Source organism: Kocuria sp. KH4 (assembly GCF_053711175.1).
Genome location: NZ_JBSJYX010000004.1, coordinates 93,640 through 110,104 on the forward strand (window position 1 = coordinate 93,640; position 16,465 = coordinate 110,104).

17 protein-coding genes and 3 tRNA genes are annotated in these 16,465 nt (G+C 74.4%); 5 read left to right on the forward strand and 15 right to left on the reverse strand.

Annotated features, from left to right (window positions below; translation table 11 throughout):
- Positions 1 to 19: 19 nt before the first annotated feature.
- Complete coding sequence (locus ACWCOM_RS04800; protein ID WP_454547599.1) at positions 20 to 940, reverse strand: NADP-dependent oxidoreductase; 921 nt, start codon at positions 938 to 940, stop codon at positions 20 to 22.
- Between the two features lie 387 nt (positions 941 to 1,327).
- Between ACWCOM_RS04800 and ACWCOM_RS04805 the strand changes: the two genes are divergently transcribed.
- Positions 1,328 to 3,817: a molybdopterin oxidoreductase family protein gene (locus ACWCOM_RS04805; RefSeq protein WP_454547600.1), complete on the forward strand. Its 2,490-nt coding sequence runs from the start codon at positions 1,328 to 1,330 to the stop codon at positions 3,815 to 3,817.
- Positions 3,814 to 4,275: a hypothetical protein gene (locus ACWCOM_RS04810; protein WP_454547601.1), complete on the forward strand. Its 462-nt coding sequence runs from the start codon at positions 3,814 to 3,816 to the stop codon at positions 4,273 to 4,275. Before ACWCOM_RS04805 ends, ACWCOM_RS04810 begins: the two co-directional genes overlap by 4 nt.
- A 28-nt stretch (positions 4,276 to 4,303) precedes the next feature.
- On the opposite strand, the gene ACWCOM_RS04815 is transcribed toward ACWCOM_RS04810, so the two are convergent.
- The 8 genes from ACWCOM_RS04815 to ACWCOM_RS04850 all read right to left on the reverse strand — a co-directional run bounded on the left by ACWCOM_RS04815 (position 4,304) and on the right by ACWCOM_RS04850 (position 10,449).
- Positions 4,304 to 4,828: an HPP family protein gene (locus ACWCOM_RS04815; protein ID WP_454547602.1), complete on the reverse strand. Its 525-nt coding sequence runs from the start codon at positions 4,826 to 4,828 to the stop codon at positions 4,304 to 4,306.
- Between the two features lie 157 nt (positions 4,829 to 4,985).
- A complete protein-coding gene (locus ACWCOM_RS04820) occupies positions 4,986 to 5,393 on the reverse strand; it encodes a four-helix bundle copper-binding protein (protein ID WP_454547603.1) in 408 nt (135 codons plus the stop codon).
- 212 nt (positions 5,394 to 5,605) lie between these two features.
- Positions 5,606 to 5,800, reverse strand: coding sequence for a DUF2795 domain-containing protein (locus ACWCOM_RS04825; protein WP_454547604.1), 195 nt, complete (start codon positions 5,798 to 5,800; stop codon positions 5,606 to 5,608).
- Positions 5,801 to 5,933: 133 nt separating this feature from the next.
- On the reverse strand, positions 5,934 to 6,200 hold the full coding sequence (locus tag ACWCOM_RS04830; RefSeq protein ID WP_454547605.1) for a hypothetical protein: 267 nt from the start codon (positions 6,198 to 6,200) through the stop codon (positions 5,934 to 5,936).
- Between the two features lie 121 nt (positions 6,201 to 6,321).
- Positions 6,322 to 7,026, reverse strand: a complete 705-nt coding sequence (locus ACWCOM_RS04835; RefSeq protein WP_454547606.1) for an esterase/lipase family protein — start codon at positions 7,024 to 7,026, stop codon at positions 6,322 to 6,324.
- Positions 7,023 to 7,907: an alpha/beta fold hydrolase gene (locus ACWCOM_RS04840; RefSeq protein WP_454547607.1), complete on the reverse strand. Its 885-nt coding sequence runs from the start codon at positions 7,905 to 7,907 to the stop codon at positions 7,023 to 7,025. Before ACWCOM_RS04840 ends, ACWCOM_RS04835 begins: the two co-directional genes overlap by 4 nt.
- On the reverse strand, positions 7,904 to 8,056 hold the full coding sequence (locus tag ACWCOM_RS04845; protein WP_454547608.1) for a hypothetical protein: 153 nt from the start codon (positions 8,054 to 8,056) through the stop codon (positions 7,904 to 7,906). The genes ACWCOM_RS04840 and ACWCOM_RS04845 overlap by 4 nt, the downstream gene beginning before the upstream one ends.
- Before the next feature lie 53 nt (positions 8,057 to 8,109).
- Positions 8,110 to 10,449, reverse strand: coding sequence for a heavy metal translocating P-type ATPase (locus ACWCOM_RS04850; RefSeq protein ID WP_454547609.1), 2,340 nt, complete (start codon positions 10,447 to 10,449; stop codon positions 8,110 to 8,112).
- Positions 10,450 to 10,738: 289 nt separating this feature from the next.
- Between ACWCOM_RS04850 and ACWCOM_RS04855 the strand changes: the two genes are divergently transcribed.
- The 3 genes from ACWCOM_RS04855 (at position 10,739) to ACWCOM_RS04865 (ending at position 13,132) form a co-directional block, all read left to right on the forward strand.
- A complete protein-coding gene (locus ACWCOM_RS04855) occupies positions 10,739 to 11,131 on the forward strand; it encodes a hypothetical protein (protein WP_454547610.1) in 393 nt (130 codons plus the stop codon).
- Between the two features lie 149 nt (positions 11,132 to 11,280).
- Positions 11,281 to 12,537, forward strand: coding sequence for a heparan-alpha-glucosaminide N-acetyltransferase domain-containing protein (locus tag ACWCOM_RS04860; protein ID WP_454547611.1), 1,257 nt, complete (start codon positions 11,281 to 11,283; stop codon positions 12,535 to 12,537).
- A 163-nt stretch (positions 12,538 to 12,700) separates the two neighbouring features.
- Positions 12,701 to 13,132, forward strand: a complete 432-nt coding sequence (locus ACWCOM_RS04865; RefSeq protein ID WP_454547612.1) for an OsmC family peroxiredoxin — start codon at positions 12,701 to 12,703, stop codon at positions 13,130 to 13,132.
- A gap of 181 nt (positions 13,133 to 13,313) precedes the next feature.
- Here ACWCOM_RS04865 and ACWCOM_RS04870 read toward each other — a convergent pair whose 3' ends face one another.
- The 6 genes from ACWCOM_RS04870 to gltX all read right to left on the reverse strand — a co-directional run bounded on the left by ACWCOM_RS04870 (position 13,314) and on the right by gltX (position 16,422).
- Positions 13,314 to 13,652 carry a hypothetical protein gene (locus ACWCOM_RS04870; protein WP_454547613.1) on the reverse strand — a complete coding sequence of 113 codons (339 nt, stop codon included), beginning with the start codon at positions 13,650 to 13,652 and terminating at the stop codon, positions 13,314 to 13,316.
- 183 nt (positions 13,653 to 13,835) lie between these two features.
- A tRNA-Glu gene (locus ACWCOM_RS04875) sits at positions 13,836 to 13,911 on the reverse strand.
- Between the two features lie 164 nt (positions 13,912 to 14,075).
- A tRNA-Glu gene (locus ACWCOM_RS04880) sits at positions 14,076 to 14,148 on the reverse strand.
- Positions 14,149 to 14,169: 21 nt separating this feature from the next.
- Positions 14,170 to 14,241, reverse strand: a tRNA-Gln gene (locus tag ACWCOM_RS04885).
- 89 nt (positions 14,242 to 14,330) lie between these two features.
- The gene (locus ACWCOM_RS04890; protein WP_454547614.1) at positions 14,331 to 14,879 is read right to left on the reverse strand and encodes a cupin domain-containing protein; all 549 of its coding nucleotides are present in this window, start codon (positions 14,877 to 14,879) and stop codon (positions 14,331 to 14,333) included.
- Between the two features lie 31 nt (positions 14,880 to 14,910).
- Positions 14,911 to 16,422 carry a glutamate--tRNA ligase gene (gene gltX / locus ACWCOM_RS04895; protein ID WP_454547615.1) on the reverse strand — a complete coding sequence of 504 codons (1,512 nt, stop codon included), beginning with the start codon at positions 16,420 to 16,422 and terminating at the stop codon, positions 14,911 to 14,913.
- Positions 16,423 to 16,465: the final 43 nt, after the last annotated feature.

The following is a 16,465-nucleotide window of genomic DNA, read 5'->3' on the forward strand; positions in this document are numbered from 1 at the left end:
CCTACGGGGGCGGTCCGGCTCAGCCCATGCGCACGGCGATCTTGCCGCGGACGTGACCCTCCTGGCTCAGCCGGTAGGCCTCGACGGCCTCGGCGAGCGGCACGCTGCGGGCGAGCTCGATCCGCAGCGCGCCCCGGTCCACGAGCCGGCTCAGCTCCGTGAGGTCCTCGGCGGAGGGCCGCACCCACATCCACGTCCCGCCGTGGGCCTCCACGGCGTCGTCGGCCACGGAGGCGTGCCGCCCCCCGTCCCGGAGGACCGCGAGGGTCTGCTCGACCACCCCGCCCACGAGGTCGACGACCACGTCCACGCCCTCGGGCGCCAGCTCGCGGACCCGCTCGGGCAGCCCCTCCCCGTAGACCACGGGCTCGGCGCCCAGGGCGCGCAGGTAGTCGTGGTTGGCCTCCGAGGCGGTGCCGATGACCCGGGCGCCCCGCGCCACGGCGAGCTGCACCGCGTAGCCGCCCACGCCGCCGGAGGCGTTGTGCACGAGCACGGTCTGGCCCGCGGCCACCTCGAGGCGGCCGAGGACCTGGTAGGCCGTGAGCCCGGCCAGCGGCAGGGACGCCGCCCGGTCCCAGTCCACCGAGGCGGGCTTCGGCGCGAGCAGCCGGGCGGGCAGGGCGACGTACTCGGCCATCGTGCCGCCGTGCACCCAGTCCGTGCGCGCGTAGGAGATCACCTCGTCCCCGGGGGCCCACTCCGGCACGTCGATGCCGACCGACTCGACGACCCCGGACACGTCCCAGCCGGGCACCACCGGGAACTGGACCTCCATGAGGGGGTCGAGCCCACCGGACATGATCTTCCAGTCGACGGGGTTGATCGCGGCGCTGCGGACCCGCACGAGCACCCAGCCCGGGGGCACCTTGGGCTCGGGGAGGTCGGTGAGCTCGAGGACTTCGGGGCCGCCGTAGCGGGCGTACGTCAATGCCTTCATGCTCCGCGCAACCGGAGGCCGCAGGGGCCTATTCCCGGGACCGGCCGGCGCCCCGGCTCCCGCCCGTGGTCCACGGCGGCGGCGAAGACCTCCTCGGGTCCGGCCCGTGCCGACGAACTCCTCGCGCAGCTTCTGCCCCGGCCGGCCGGGGGCCGGCCCCGGGCACTCGGGCGCTCCACGGGCGAGGCGGACCCGGGGGGGCACACAGAGGCGCACCGGCCCGGGGTCTCCCCGCGGCGTCCCTGCGCCTGCATCACGGCCGCAGGGAAGGAGCGCCCCCGGGTTCCCCGAGGTCGTCAGCAGGATTACTGTCGGAAGAACGGACCGCGCGGCCACCTCGCTCGCACGGCGCCGCGCCGCCACCGCCACCTGAGGAACGGGATCAGCATGGTCGATCGCATCGCGCAGATCTGGGGGACGCGCACCCCCTTCGCCCGAGGCCAGCGGTGGCCCGTGCGGGTGGACCAGGTTCTGGCGGAGGGCCTGGACGAGCAGGACGTGGACCGGTGGGTGCAGTCGGCGTGCGTGCTGTGCAGCAACGGCTGCGCCGTCGACATCGCCGTCAAGGACGGGGCGATGGTCGGGGTGCGGGGCCGGGCGGTGGACATCGTCAACCACGGCCGGCTCGGGCCCAAGGGCTTGTTCGCCTCCTGGCAGGGGGTGGCCCACCGGGACCGCCTGACCCGTCCGCTGGTGCGCGAGAACGGGGAGCTCGTGGAGGCCGACTGGGACACCGCGATGGAGCGGATCGTGGAGCGCAGCAGGGCCTTGCTGGCCGACAAGGGCCCGCTGTCCCACGGGTTCTACACCTCCGGGCAGCTGTTCCTGGAGGAGTACTACGCCCTCGGGATCCTGGGCAAGGCCGGGATCGGCACCCCGCACATGGACGGCAACACCCGGCTGTGCACCGCCACGGCCGCGGCGGCCATGAAGGAGTCCTTCGGCGCCGACGGGCAGCCGGGCAGCTACGTCGACATCGACGAGTGCGACGCGATGTTCCTGTACGGGCACAACATGGCCGAGACCCAGACCGTGCTGTGGGCCCGGGTCCTGGACCGGCTCGCCGGCCCGGACAAACCCTTGGTGGTGTGCGTGGACCCACGGGAGACCGAGGTCGCCCGGCACGCCGACGTGCACTTGGCGGTGCGCCCGGGGACGAACCTTGCGCTGATGCACGGGCTGGTCCGCGAGATCATCGCCCAGGGGTGGATCGACAAGGACTGGATTGCCGCCCACACGCTGCGCGTCGAGGACCTGGCCGAGCAGATCGAGCCCTGGACCCCCGAGGCGGTGGCCGCCGAGTGCGGGGTGGCCGCCGGCGATGTGCGGGAGGCCGCCCGGATCTTCGGGACGTCTCAGCGGGTGCTGTCCACGGTGCTGCAGGGCTTCTACCAGTCCGCCCAGGCCACCGCCTCGGCCTGCCAGGTCAACAACCTCCACCTGCTGCGCGGGCTGCTCGGGAAGCCGGGGTGCGGGATCCTGCAGATGAACGGCCAGCCCACCGCCCAGAACAACCGGGAGTGCGGGGCCGACGGGGACCTGCCCGGGTTCCGCAACTGGGAGAACCCCGCCCACGTGCAGGAGCTGGCCGATCTGTGGGACGTGGACCCGCTGGTGATCCCGCACTGGGCCCCGCCCACTCACGCGATGCAGATCTTCCGCTACGTCGAGCAGGGCTCCGTCGAGTTCCTGTGGATCTCGGCGACCAACCCGGCGGTGTCGATGCCGCAGCTGCCGCGCATCCGGGACATCCTGGACCGGCAGGGACTGTTCCTCGTCGTCCAGGACCTCTACCTCACCGAGACCGCCCGCTACGCCGACGTGGTGCTGCCGGCCGCGGCCTGGGGGGAGAAGACCGGGACCTTCACCAACGTCAACCGCACCGTGCACCTGTCGGAGAAGGCCGTGGACCCCCCGGGGGAGGCGCGCAGTGACCTGGACATCTTCCTGGACTACTCCCGGCGGATGGGCTTCCGCACCCGCTCGGGCCGCCCGCTGCTGGACTGGTCCGGGCCCGAGGACGGGTTCAACGCCTGGCGCGAATGCACCCGGGGCCGGCCCTGCGACTACACCGGCATCAGCTACGACCGGCTGCGCGGGGGCAGCGGGATCCCCTGGCCGGTCAACGACGAGCACCCCGACGGCACCGTGCGCCTCTACGGCGACGGGGTGTTCCCCTCCGACGCCGACTACTGCGAGACCTACGGCCACGACCTCACCACCGGCGCCACGGTCGGGCCGCAGGCCTACCGGGCGATGGCCCCGGGCGGGCGGGCGATCTTCAAGACCGCCCCCTACCAAGGCCCCCACGAGGGCCCGGATGAGCAGTATCCGTACCGGTACACCACCGGGCGGACCGCCTACCACTTCCACACCCGCACCAAGACCGGCCGGGCGCGGCAGCTGGACGGCGCGGCCCCGGACGCCTGGGTGGAGATCTCCGCCGCGGATGCCTCCGACCTGGGTGTGGCCGAGGGCGACGTCGTGCGGGTGGAATCCCGCCGCGGCCACCTCGAAGCCCCCGTCCGGGTCGGTGACGTGCGGGAGGGCACCGTGTTCGCACCCTTCCACTACGGCTACTGGGACCAGGAAGACCCCACCGGACGGAACCCCGGCCAACGCCACCGGGCGGCCAACGAGCTGACCCTCACGGAGTGGGACCCGGTCTCGAAGCAGCCGGTGTTCAAGACCGCCGCCGTGCGCGTCACCAAGGTCGCCGACGCCACGGGACCGGCACCCGCCCCCACCACCACCGCATCCCGGCCCGCCCGAAACGCCCGGGTCCCGTCCACCGTCGGCGGGGCCGCAGCCGAGGTCGAGGAGACCATCGCCCCGACCGACCCGCCCATGGTGGCCACCCAGGAGGAGCACTCATGAAACTGCCCGTCTACCTCGGCCTGCTCCACCACTCCGAACGCACCCTGGCGGAGTCTTTCCGCGAAGTCGCCGAAGGCCACGGGGATGAGCCCGACGTGTACCACCTCTGCCGGTCCCTGGCCGGCCAGTGCGAGGCCCATGTCCAGGCCCTGGCCCCGGTCGTCCACCGCTACGGCGAGGTCGACGACGACGACGAGCCCGAGCGCCTGCACGCCGACGGCCTGTCCGAGACGCGCTCCGGACCCGTGGGACTGCTGCGGGACCTGCAGGACCTCTACCTGCTGGCCAGCCTCGTGGACATCACCTGGACCGCGGTGAAACAAGCCGCCCAGGGCCTGCGCGACGCCGAGCTGATCGACGTCGTGGAACGCTGCGAGGGCGAGACCACCACCCAGCTGCACTGGCTGTCCACCCGGATGAAGCAGGCGGCCCCGCAGGCCCTGATCGTGGCGGACTGAGCGGCGGCCCGGGCGCGGCCCGCCGCGCCTACTCCTCCTCCGCGCCCGGGCGGGTGCCGAGCAGGATGTTGAGGCCCCACCCCAGGGCCGTGATCAGCACGATCGCCGCGGCCATCGCGACCAGCTCCGCCGGCCCGGTGAGAATGCCGAGGCTGACGATCAAGGTGGTGGCTCCGGCCGGCGGGTGAGGGGTCCTGACCGCGGTGAGCACCAGAGTGGTCACCGCGACCGACAGGGCCCCGGCCAGCAGATGGACCGGGGTGAGCCCACCGGACGGGACGGGTGGGTCGTCCTGCAGCCCGAGGCCGTAGAGGACGGCGATCCCGGCGAGCAGGCCGACCCCGTGGCCGACCAGGGCGTTGCGCGGCCGCGAGGCCCGTTGCCGGGGGGACTCGAAGAACAGCATGACCGTGGGCCCCAGGCTGGGGAACAGCCACGGCTGATGCAGGAGGAGGCCCACTCCGCCGGAGGCCGCCAGGACCACCAGGGACAGCGCGGCGGCGTAGAGGCCGGCGCCCACCGCGCCGGCCCTATCCGTCAGTCTCTGCAGCATCCCGCGGTTCCTCGACATCTCGTGCCGCCTCGGCCGGGCCGCAGGTCGGCCGCCGGCTGCGGACCGGGCGTCCGCTGGGCCCGCCCACGGGCGGCGCAGCGCAAGCGCGAGCGAGGAGCCCGCCCATGGGACGGGCTCCGCGCTCGCCGTGGCGGGATCAGCCCAGAGAGCTGATCAGGTCGGCGCAGGCCTGCTCGCAGCGGCGGCACGCCTCCGCGCAGATCCTGCAGTGCTCGTGCATGTCCGCGTGCCGGGCGCACTCGTCCCCGCAGGCCTTGCAGGCCGTCTGACAGGCCTGGAGCACCGTGCGGGTGAGGTTGGCGTCGTAGCCGGTGTGCCGGGAGAGCACGTTGCCGGTGGTGGCGCAGATGTCGGCGCAGTCCAGGTTGGTCCGGATGCACGTGGTCAACTCCGCGACCATGTCCTCGGACAGGCACGCGTCGGCGCAGGCGGTGCAGGTCTGGGCGCACTCGAAGCACGCCGCGATGCACTCGGCCAGCTTCTGCCGGTCCACCCCGCCGAGGTCCTTCGGGTAGGTCTCGAGCATCGATGTCACATGGGTCATGGTCTCGCTCCTTCGTCCGATCGGCGGCCGCGCCGGCCGCCCGTCCTGCGGTGCCGGGCGGGGTCCGGCGCCCGCCACACCCCACATGATCGACAGTAGACTGTTCGTTCCGGTGGGTGAACCCCGGAACCCTGAAGATTCGATGAAGTTCCGCAGCGCGGCAGGCCCCGCGGCGCGCGCCGCGGGGCCTGCCGGAATCGGGGCCGGGGCGGCTACTCGCCGAAGACCGCCTCGGTCACGTGCGTGGGCTTCTCGTAGTGCTGATCCGGCAGGTTGCGCAGCGCCTCGAGGATCGAGTCGTCCGCGCCGGAGTCCTGGGCCTTCTGCACGACCTCGTCCTTGCTGACCGGGTAGTCCAGGCCGCTGAGGTGCTTCTGCAACTCGATGGGGTTGGGCTTGTCGGACATGGGGATCTCCTTGTCGTCGCGAGGTCTCGTCCCGCCGGCTCGACGGGACACGAACATGCCCAGTCTGTCAGCCTGCTTGTCGTTCGTCAGCCCCCGGGCCTACGTCCGCGCGCCGCCCCGGCGCGCCGGGCGCTCACGGACCGGCCCGGCCCTCCTGCTCGAGGATCCGCACCCGCTCCAGGTACTCCTCCTCGGTGATCTCCCCGCGGGCGTGGCGCTCCAGCAGGTCGTCGCGGGCCCGGCGCAGCCCCATGCGGGTGCGCGTCCGGCGGCCCCACCGGGTGTTGCTCCCGTAGCGCAGCACGAGCCGGCGCACGAGCCGGGCCAGCCCCCACCCGGCCGTGAGCAGCAGGAGCACCCAGGACACCACCTCCCAGCCCTGGAAGGGCGTCAGTCCCATCACGACCACGGTGCCACCGATCCCTCCGACCTCGTCCCCGCTCGCCGGCCCGAGCGGCCGGCGGCCAATGATGGCCGCACCGTACCAGCCGCCCCCGACGCCGCGGGGACGGGGTGGCCGGTCAGCGGGTCAGCGTGCGGATCCCGTCGAGGATCGCCCGGTGCACCCGGGGGTCGTTGAGGGGCAGGAAGTGCCCGCGGGTCCCGAGCTGGACGTTGCGCGCGCCCTCCAGGTGGCTGCCGCCGGGGATGTGCGGGTCGAAACGGCCGTAGATCGAGACGATGTCCCGGTTCACCCCCTGCTGCGTGGTCAGCGCGGTGAGCTCCGGGGAGTGCGGCAGGAAGACCCGGATGGTGGAGAGCGGCAGCAGCCGGGCCAGCTCGGACCCGGAGAACGGGGTGTTGACCGCCACGAGCCCGTGGATCCCGGCGTCCTGGTTGTGGTGGGCCAGGAGGTGTTTGCCGATGAGCCCGCCCTTGCTGTGCGCCACGAGCACGCACCGTTCCACGCCGGCCGCGCGCAGGTGCGCCGCCACCAGCCCGGCCATCTCTTCGATGGTGCCGGTGTTGAACTTCAGGTCCTCGACCACGTGCACGTCGTGCCCGTGCTCCCGCAGCAGCCCGGCCACGGGCAGCAGGAAGGTCCAGGACTCGTAGATGCCGGGGATGAGCACGACCGGCGTCCGGTCCGGATCCGCCGGGGCCCGGTAGTGCGCCGGGTCCCACCGGCCGAGGACGCCGGCCGCCTGCCACCGCACCGCGTAGGCGTAGTCCTGGGCCCAGGCCGCGAGGTTGGCCCCCGCCTCGGCCGCCCGGCGCGCGATCATGCCGGGGCGTCCGGACGGCGGGCGGGTCGGCAGGAGTCGAGAAAGGGGGCGCATGCTGCGGCGAGCTCCTTCGGGTCGGTGTGCTGGACGTTGTGCGGGGCCCCGGGGATCTCGAGCACCCGGGCGTCGGGGGCGGCCCGGGCCAGTCGCCGCACCCAGGCCCGCGGGGCGATGGGGTCCCGTCCCCCCCGCACGAGCAGTCCCGGGAGCGCGCAGCCCCGGATGTCCTCCTCGATCCGGTCGCGGACCATGGAGCGGCTGGTGCGCAGATAGCGGAGCGGGCCCATGCGCAGGTAGTCCCGCAGGACGACGGCGTTGGTCCGCGGCGGCTCGCGCAGCGTGTCCCGCAGCAGCCGCCACGCCTGGCCGGGCCGGCTGGGCGCGTCCGGGTCCACGGTCGGTCCGATCAGGACGTAGCCCGAGCACCGCCCGGGGTGCTGCCGGACGGCGTCCACGACGATCTGGCAGCCCATGGAGTGCCCGACCAGGACGGGCTCCGACAGCCCCAGCGCCGCGACCGCCCCCGCGACGGCCTCCCCGAGCTCGGCCACCGAGAGGGGCTGCCGCGGATCCGGCGCGGTGCCGTAGCCCGGCAGGTCGAGGGCGTACACGTCACGGGTCGCGGCGAGCTCGTCCGCCAGGCGCAGGAAGTACGCCCCCGACATCCCGATCCCGTGCACGAGGACCACCGGCGGCAGCGCGGGGTCGAACGTCCCGCGCACGTCCACCGCGTGGGGCCCCACGACGACGCGGCGCCGCTCGAGCCGGGGATGCCGGCGCACCCGGCCGGCGCCCGTCGCCGGGGGCGCGGCGTGCTCCCCCGCCCGGGCCCGGCGGGGGCCCGGGCGCAGGGAGTCCCTGCCCTCGGTCAGCCGGCTCACCGGTGGGTCGCCTCGAGGGCCGCGCGGACCACGTGGCGGCCCACCGCCGCGGACTGGAGGGTCTCGGCGTCCACGAGGAGCAGCTCCTCCTCCACGCCAGACGTGCGGCCCCGGCTCTCGGGGCCGGCCGTGCCGGGGTGCGGGGCCACGGTGATCGCCTCCCTCCGGGTCGGCAGGCCGGGCGCGGGTGCGCCGGGGCCCGTCACGGGGTGTCGTCGAGCTCATCGGAGCGTAGCACCCGGGTCCCCGCCCGGCGCGGGCCCCGGGGCGTCGAACCCGGCCGGGCCCCGTCGCCCCGCGCGGCGTCCCGCGCCTCCGCCGGTGCCGGCGGCGGCCCGCCCGGGCGGTGCGCGGCGCCACGAGCACGGACGCCGGCGCCGTCGTGGTCACCGGTGCGGGTGCCGGCCGCGGCCCGGTGGGCCGGGGTCAGGTCCAGCCGGCGCAGCAGCTGTGCATTGAGGGCGACGACGATGGTGGAGACCGACATCAGCACCGCGCCGACGGCCGGGGACAGCACGATCCCGGCGGGGGCGAGGACGCCGGCGGCCAGGGGAACGGCGACGACGTTGTAGCCCGCCGCCCACACCAGGTTCTGGATCATCTTGGTGTAGCTGGCGCGGGAGAGGTCGATCATCGACAGCACCGCGCGGGGGTCGTCGCCGGCCAGGACCACCCCGGCGGACTCCATGGCCACGTCGGTGCCGGCGCCGATCGCGATGCCGACCTCGGCGCGGGCCAGGGCCGGGGCGTCGTTGACGCCGTCGCCGACCATCGCCACGGTCAGGCCGCGGTCCTGCAGCGCGCGCACCCTGCCGTCCTTGTCCTGCGGGAGCACCTCGGCGAAGACCTCGTCGATGCCCAGGTCGGCGCCCACGGCCTCGGCGACCTGGCGGGCGTCGCCGGTGATCATGGCGACCCGCACCCCGCGGTCCTGCAGGGCGGCCACCGCCGCGCGGGACTCCGCGCGGACCGTGTCCTCCACGGCCAGGGCGCCGATGACCTGCCCGTCACGCAGCACGTGGAGCACCCCGGCCCCGCGGGCGGTCCACGCACGGACGGCCGGCTCCAGGGCGGCGGGGGTCCCACGGTGGAGCTCGCGCAGCAGGTTCGGCCCGCCGACCGTGATCCGGGCGCCCCCGACGGTGGCGCTCACGCCCCGGCCGGTGGCCGCCCGGAAGTCGGTGCCGCGCCGGTGCAGCCGCCGCGCCTCGGCGTGGTGCGCGGCGGCGGTGACGACGGCCCGGCCCACCGGGTGCTCGCTGTCGGCCTCGGCCGCGGCGGCCAGGGCCAGGAGCTCGCCCTCGGAGGTGCCGGGGGCGGGAGCGGCTCCCGTCACGGCGTGGGCGCCCTCGGTGAGCGTGCCGGTCTTGTCGAACAGGACCACGTCGATGGTGCGCATCCGCTCCAGGGCCAGCCGGTCCTTGACCAGCACCCCGGCGCGGGCGGCGCGCTCGGTGGAGATGGCGATGACCAGGGGGATAGCCAGCCCCAGGGCGTGGGGGCAGGCGATGACCAGGACGGTGACGGTCCGGACCACCGCGTCGCCGGGGCTACCCAGGAGGGTCCAGGCGACGGCGGTGAGGAGGCCGGCCACGAGGGCGAACCAGAACAGCAGCGCGGCGGCGCGGTCGGCCAGGGCCTGGGCGCGGGACGAGGACTCCTGGGCGTCGGCGACCATCCGCTGGATGCCGGCCAGGGCGGTGTCGGCCCCGACCGCCTCGACCCGCACCCGCACGGTGCTGTCGACGGCGACCGTCCCCGCGACGACCGTGTCACCGGGCGAGCGGGGCACGGCCCGGGACTCGCCCGTGATCATGGACTCGTCGAACTCGGCGGTCCCGTCGAGCACCGTCCCGTCGGCGGGCACGCGGGCCCCGGGGCGGACCAGCACCACGTCGCCCACGGCGAGCGCACCGGTCCGGACGGTCACGGTCCCGTCCGCCACGACCTTCTCGGCATCGTCGGGCAGCAGGGCCGCCAGGGCGTCCAGGGCGCTCGAGGCCGCCCCCAGGGCGCGCATCTCCATCCAGTGGCCCAGCAGCATGATCACCACCAGCAGGGCCAGCTCCCACCAGAAGTCCAGCTCGAAGCCGCCGAGGCCGAGCGTGGTGACCCACGAGGCGAGGAAGGCCACGGAGATCGCCATGGCGATCAGCAGCATCATCCCGGGCTGCCGGGCCCTCAGCTCGGTGAGCCCGCCCCGGAGGAAGGGCAGGCCGCCGTAGCCGAAGACCACCGTGCCCAGCACCGGCGGCAGCCACACCGAGCCCGGGAACGCGGGGACGTGATAGCCCAGCAGGTGGCCGGCCATCGGGCTGAGGACCACCACCGGGACCGCGAGCACCAGGCAGAGCCAGAACCGGCTCCTGAACATCGCGGTGGAGTGCCCGGCGTGCTCGCCGTGGGTGTGCACCGTGTGCTCCTCGTCCACGGCCGAGCGGGCAGGACCGTGCGGCATGGCCTGCCCGTGCGTGGTGGCGCTCCCGGGGCGGCGTCCGTGGCCGCCCGGGTGCGGGTCCGGGTGGGCGTCCGGGGTGTTCATGGCGGGCTCCTTCCGCGGCGGGGAGACGGGGCCGGCGGCGCCGGTGCGGCTGCCCGGCGCGCCGTCCGTGCCTCGGACACTATACCCCCTAGGGGTATCCGACAAGGGGGCGGAACGGGTCGTCCGCGCCGATCCCCGCCCTGTCCTCGGCAGGGCCGGCCACCGCGCCCCGCGTCCGGGCTTGCACCATGACCGACAGCCGACTTAGCATTCCAGGGCACCCCGACGGACAGCAGGCTGACGAGTCGTCCGGGTGTCCGCCCGGTCGTCCCGTGAAGGAGTGAACCCCGTGCAGCGCAAGCTCCCCGTCCTCGTGGAGGTGGACCCGGACGGCCGGCACGTCCGCGTCCACGTGAGCGGAGCCGTGACCGCGGTCAACCAGCAGGGCCTGCACCCCGTGCTGCGGCGGGCCCGCACGATGCTCCCCGCGGCCACCGTGGGCCTGGACCTCAGCTGCGTGCGCGATCTGGACCCGCACGCCCTGGACCTGCTCCGCGCGGCGGTGGAGCAGGATCCGGCCCTCGGCGACGCCGTGGAGATCCTCCTCCCGGAGCAGGCGTCCTCCGGCGCCGCGGTCACCGCCCTGGCCGCGCGGCGCCGGCTGCGGCACGGGATCCTGCAGCGCCGCGCCGGCGGGCGCCCGGCGCTCCTGCCCGGCCCCGCGCTGAGCGCCGCCTCCTGACCGGGCCCGGCCACCGGGGCCGGACCGGCGCCGGGTCGCCGAGCGCAACGTTGCCGCGTCCACGACGAGGGGGTGCAAAGATTGGCGGCAGTGCACGCACCATCCCGAGCGCTGCCGCAGCGGGGACGAGACACAGAACGGCGGGACGCATGAACGACCACTCCACGCGGGACCGGGCCACGGAGGCCACCGGCGGGCTCGACCCCCGCCGTTCGGCCGGGCGGGTGGTCGCCGTCGACGCAGCCCGCGGTCTGGCGCTCGTGGGGATGACCGCCGTCCACTTCCTGCCGGACGCCTATCCGGACAACGACCGCCCCACACTGTCGTGGCTGCTCTTCGCCGGGGACTCCGCGGCGCTGTTCGCCCTGCTCGCGGGCGTGGGACTCGCCTTCGCCTCCGGCGGCCGCCGGCCCCGCCGGGGCCGGGACCTCACGGCCGTGCGGGCCGGGACGGCCGTGCGGGCCCTGCTCATCATGCTGGTCGGCCTGACGATCGGCTACCTGATGCCCGCCGAGCCTCCGGCCGTCGGCATCCTCGTGTACTACGGCGCCTTCTTCCTGCTCGCGCTGCCGTTCCTGGGCCTGCGGGTCCGGACGCTGCTGGCGTGCTCGGCCGCCCTCCTGGTGCTGGGGCCGCTGGCCATCCACGGGCTCGTCGACCGGGTGCCGGAGCACACGGACGCGAACCCGACGTTCGCGAGCCTGTTCACGGAGCCCGTGGCGTTCTTCTGGCAGCTGCTCGTCACGGGCGCGTACCCGGCGGTGACCTACCTGGCCTATCTGCTGGCGGGCGTGGCCGTCGGCCGGCTCAACCTCAAGAACCTGCACGTCCAGCTCCGGCTCCTGGCGGCCGGGCTCGGCCTCGCGGCCCTGTCGAAGCTCCTCTCCTGGCTGCTCCTCTACGCCGCGGACGGCTACAACGTGCTGCTGTACAGCATCGAGTCCCTGACCCGGGCCGACCTCGAGCACATCATCGTCTTCGGCGCCGAGGGCGAGCTGCCCACGAACACCCTGTGGTGGCAGGTGATCGCCGCCCCGCACGTCAACACGCCGCTCTCCGTCGCGTGGAGCCTGGGCGTGAGCCTGGCGGCGCTCGCCGCCTTCCTGCTCCTGGAGCGGCAGGTCCCCGCGTGGCTGCTGCCGCTGACCGCCATGGGTGCCATGGCCCTCACGCTGTACGCCGCGCAGCTGGTCCTGCTCTCCACCGAGGTGCACTACGGCAGCCCCCTGCTGTGGTTCCTCGCCTGCCTCGTGGTCTCCGCCCTCGTGGCCCTCGCGTGGCGGCACGCCTTCGGCCGGGGTCCCCTGGAGCGGGTCGTGAGCGGTGCCGCCCACGCCACCGCCCGTGCCGTCGCGGAGCGGGCGAAGCCCCGCGACCCCGGTCCGCCGCGCACGCCCCTCGGCTAGCGCATCCGCTCCCCCACCGGTCCGCGCGCCGCCGGGCATCACGCCGGGCGCGGAACCGGTGTCCGCGGGGGGTCACGCGCCCGCCAGATCCGCTACCGTGACAGCAGCGCCGCCCGGCGCCGGCAGGCGGATCGCCCGCGTGCCGTGGACCTCAGGAGGAACCATGCCGAAACCCGTCGTCAGCAAGGCCAGCACCGTCTGGAACGGCGATCTCTTCAGCGGCTCGGGGAGCACCCGCCTGTCCGGCTCGGGCCTGGGCCCGTTCGACGTCGACTGGAAGGCCCGCGCGGAGGAGGGCCCGGGCCCGCGGACGAGCCCCGAGGAGCTCATCGCCTCCGCCCACGCCACCTGCTTCGCCATGGCCCTGTCCAACGGCCTGGCGCAGAACGACACCCCGCCCACGCGCCTGGACACCAGCGCGGAGGTGACCTTCGTCGCGGGCGAGGGCATCACGGGCATCGCGCTCACTGTGCAGGCCGAGGTCGAGAACCTCTCGGCAGAGGACTTCGCGCGCCTGGCCGACGAGGCCAAGGCCAACTGCCCCGTCTCCCAGGCCCTGTCCGTGGACATCACCCTGGACGCCTCCCTGGCCTGAGCGCGCGGGACCCGCCGGGCCGCCTACCGGCCCGGCGGGTCCTCGCTCCCGGTGCCGCAGGCGGACACCCAGAATCCCCGTCACGGGCGTCCGCGCCGCCGGCGACGGACCGGGGCGCGGGCCCCCACGGCACCCCCGGCCGGCGTGCCCCCGACCCGCGCGGCGTGCGGCGCCCCAGCGGTCAGCGCGGCTGGGCGGGGTTGAACGGCGTGCCCTGGGAAGGCGGGTTGATCGGCGGGCCGGACGTCTCCGGCGAGACCGGGGACCCCTGGCTCGACGAGGAGACCTCGGGGGCCTCGGTGGGCACCGACCCACTCGGCCGGGCGCCCTGGCGCAGCGCCTCGAGCCGGTGCTCGAGGACCTGGACGACGGGCAGCCGGTCCCCGTGCGCGCGTTCGTAGGCGAGCAGCTGCTCCAGGCCGGACTCGTCGAGGCCGGTGATCTTCGACCCCAGCACCCCCACGGGCAGGTGGTCGTAGTCGGGCAGCGGGAGGTCGTCGTGCTGAGGGATGTCGTTCACGTCTGCTCCTTCGGCGGTGGGCGCCGGTGACCCGGCGCCGGTCCTGCAATGTCCTGCCACGGTAGCAGTCGCAGCCCGGACTGTCAGGGTGCTTAGTGGTCGAGGGGCCCGGGCCGCCGACGGTGCAGGTGCCTCCCGGGCACGGAAAAGCCCCCCGGACCGTCCGGTCCGGGGGGCTTTCGCTGGTGACCCCAGCGGGATTCGAACCCGCGTTACCGCCGTGAGAGGGCGGCGTACTAGGCCGCTATACGATGGGGCCGCGGCGGTCCGGTCGGCGAGTTCCCCGCCACCGGACTCGTACACTGTACCAGGTTCCGGAGGCGTTCCCGGACGAGCCGGCGCCCGACCGCACGGCGCCATCCGCACCCGGCTGCGGACACGGAAGAACCCCCGGACCATGCAGTCCGGGGGTTCTCCTCGATGTGACCCCAGCGGGATTCGAACCCGCGTTACCGCCGTGAGAGGGCGGCGTACTAGGCCGCTATACGATGGGGCCCTACTAGTCGAGCGACCAGCGCTGGGATACCAGGACTCGAACCTAGAATGACGGTACCAGAAACCGTAGTGTTGCCAATTACACCATATCCCACTGTCGTCCCCGGTCCCTGCGGTTTCCCGCACCGACCGGCGCAACGCAAGAAAACTATACCGGCCTTCGGCCGAGGCGGCAAATCCGGGTCACCGGCAGTAGCGCTCCTCGAGCTCCCGGTCGATCCCCCGCCGGCAGGCCACCGCGGCGAGCCCCCGCAGCAGCGGTCCCAGCCACCGGTACACCCCCGGCAGGCCGATGCCGGTCCACTGCATCAGCAGCGCCGTGCGGAGCAGGCTCCGCGGCCTGCCGTCGCGGCGGGTGCGCCCGTCCCGGGCGAGCCCGTACAGCGCCACCAGGCCCTTCTCCAGGCACGCCGGGGCCGGGCGCACCTCGACGACGAAGCGGGCCGGCGCGGAGGCCGGGTTCCTCCACCGGAACAGGTGCTCCGCCGGGACCTCCACCTCGCGGCCGGGCCCGAGGTCGCGCACCACGTGGCCCACCTGGACCCGCAGGGTACCCTCGAGGACCCGCAGGCGCAGCGCGGTCCGGCGGTGGTAGTGGGCGGGCACCTCGCCCCCGGGGTCCACCTCGACGTGGAGCAGGGCGTGCCCCCCGCCCGTCCCGGCACCGGTGCGCAGCCAGGTGACGGTGTCCCGCTGCACCGGGTTGCGGTGCTGGGGACGGCCCGTGCGCATCCGGGTGATCTCGTCGTCGTGGGTCCCGGGCTCAGCCGAGCTGCTCGGCGAGCGCGCGGATCCGGGCGAGGGTGGAGTCCCTGCCGAGGATCTCCAGGGACTCGAACAGCGGCGGGGAGATCCGCCGCCCGGACACGGCGGTGCGGACGGGGCCGAACGCGAGGCGGGGCTTGATGCCCAGCCCGTCGACGATCGCCTCGCGCAGGGCGGTCTCCAGGGCCGGGGCGCGCCAGTCCTCCAGGGGCTCCAGCGCCGCGAGGGCGGCCCGGAGGACGTCGCCGGCGGAGTCCTTGAGCTGCTTGCGGGCGTCGTCGGCGAGCTCGATCTCGTCGTCGGCGGCGAACAGGAAGGACAGCAGCTCGGGGGCCTCCCCGAGCAGGTTCATCCGCTCCTGCACCAGCGGGGCGGCCTGGTCGAGGACGGCGGCCTCGCGCTCGGTCAGGGACTCCCCCAGCACGCCGGCGGCCTGCAGGTAGGGGACGAGGCGGTCGCGGAAGTCGCCGGGCTCCAGCAGGCGCACGTGCGTGCCGTTGATGGCGGTGGCCTTCTTGAGGTCGAAGCGGGCGGGGTTCGCCAGGACGTCGTGGACGTCGAAGTGCGCCACCAGCTGCTCCACGGTGAACACGTCCTCGTCCGCGGACAGGGACCAGCCGAGCAGGGCCAGGTAGTTGAGCAGGCCCTCGGGGACGAAGCCGCTGTCCTTGAGGTGGAAGAGGCTGGACTCGGGGTCGCGCTTGGAGAGCTTCTTGTTGCCCTCCCCCATGACGTAGGGCAGGTGGCCGTACTCGGGCACGTACTGGGCGACGCCGATCTCCACGAGCACGCGGAACAGGGCGATCTGGCGCGGGGTCGAGGAGAGCAGGTCCTCCCCGCGCAGCACGTGGGTGATCTCCATCAGGGCGTCGTCCACGGGGTTGGTGAGGGTGTACAGCGGCTGGCCGTTGGCGCGCACCACCACGTAGTCCGGGATGGACCCGGCCCGGAACACGATCTCGCCGCGGATCATGTCGTGGACCACGATGTCCTCGTCCGGCATCCGCAGCCGCAGCACCGGTTCGCGGCCCTCGGCCCGGTAGGCCGCGACCTGCTCCTCGGTGAGGTCACGGTCGTAGTTGTCGTAGCCCAGCTTGGGGTCCCGGCCGGCGGCGCGGTGCCGGGCCTCGACCTCCTCCGGGGTCGAGTAGGCCTCGTAGACGGCCCCGTGCGCCAGCAGCTTCGCGGCGACGTCGCGGTAGACGTCCAGGCGCTGGGACTGCCGGTAGGGAGCGTGCGGGCCGCCGGTCTCCACGCCCTCGTCCCAGTCGATGCCGAGCCAGGCCAGGGCCTCGAGCAGCTGCTGGTAGCTCTCCTCGGAGTCCCGCTGGGTGTCGGTGTCCTCGACGCGGAACACCATGGTCCCGCCGGTGTGGCGGGCGTGGGCCCAGTTGAACAGCGCGGTGCGGATCAGCCCCACGTGCGGGGTGCCGGTCGGGGACGGGCAGAAGCGCACCCGGACGGGCGAGGAGGCGGAGGCGGTGGCCGGGGTGGCGGTCTTGTCGGTCATGGCTCTTTCGGGACGTCGGTCGGTGCGGGGGTGAGGGCGGGGG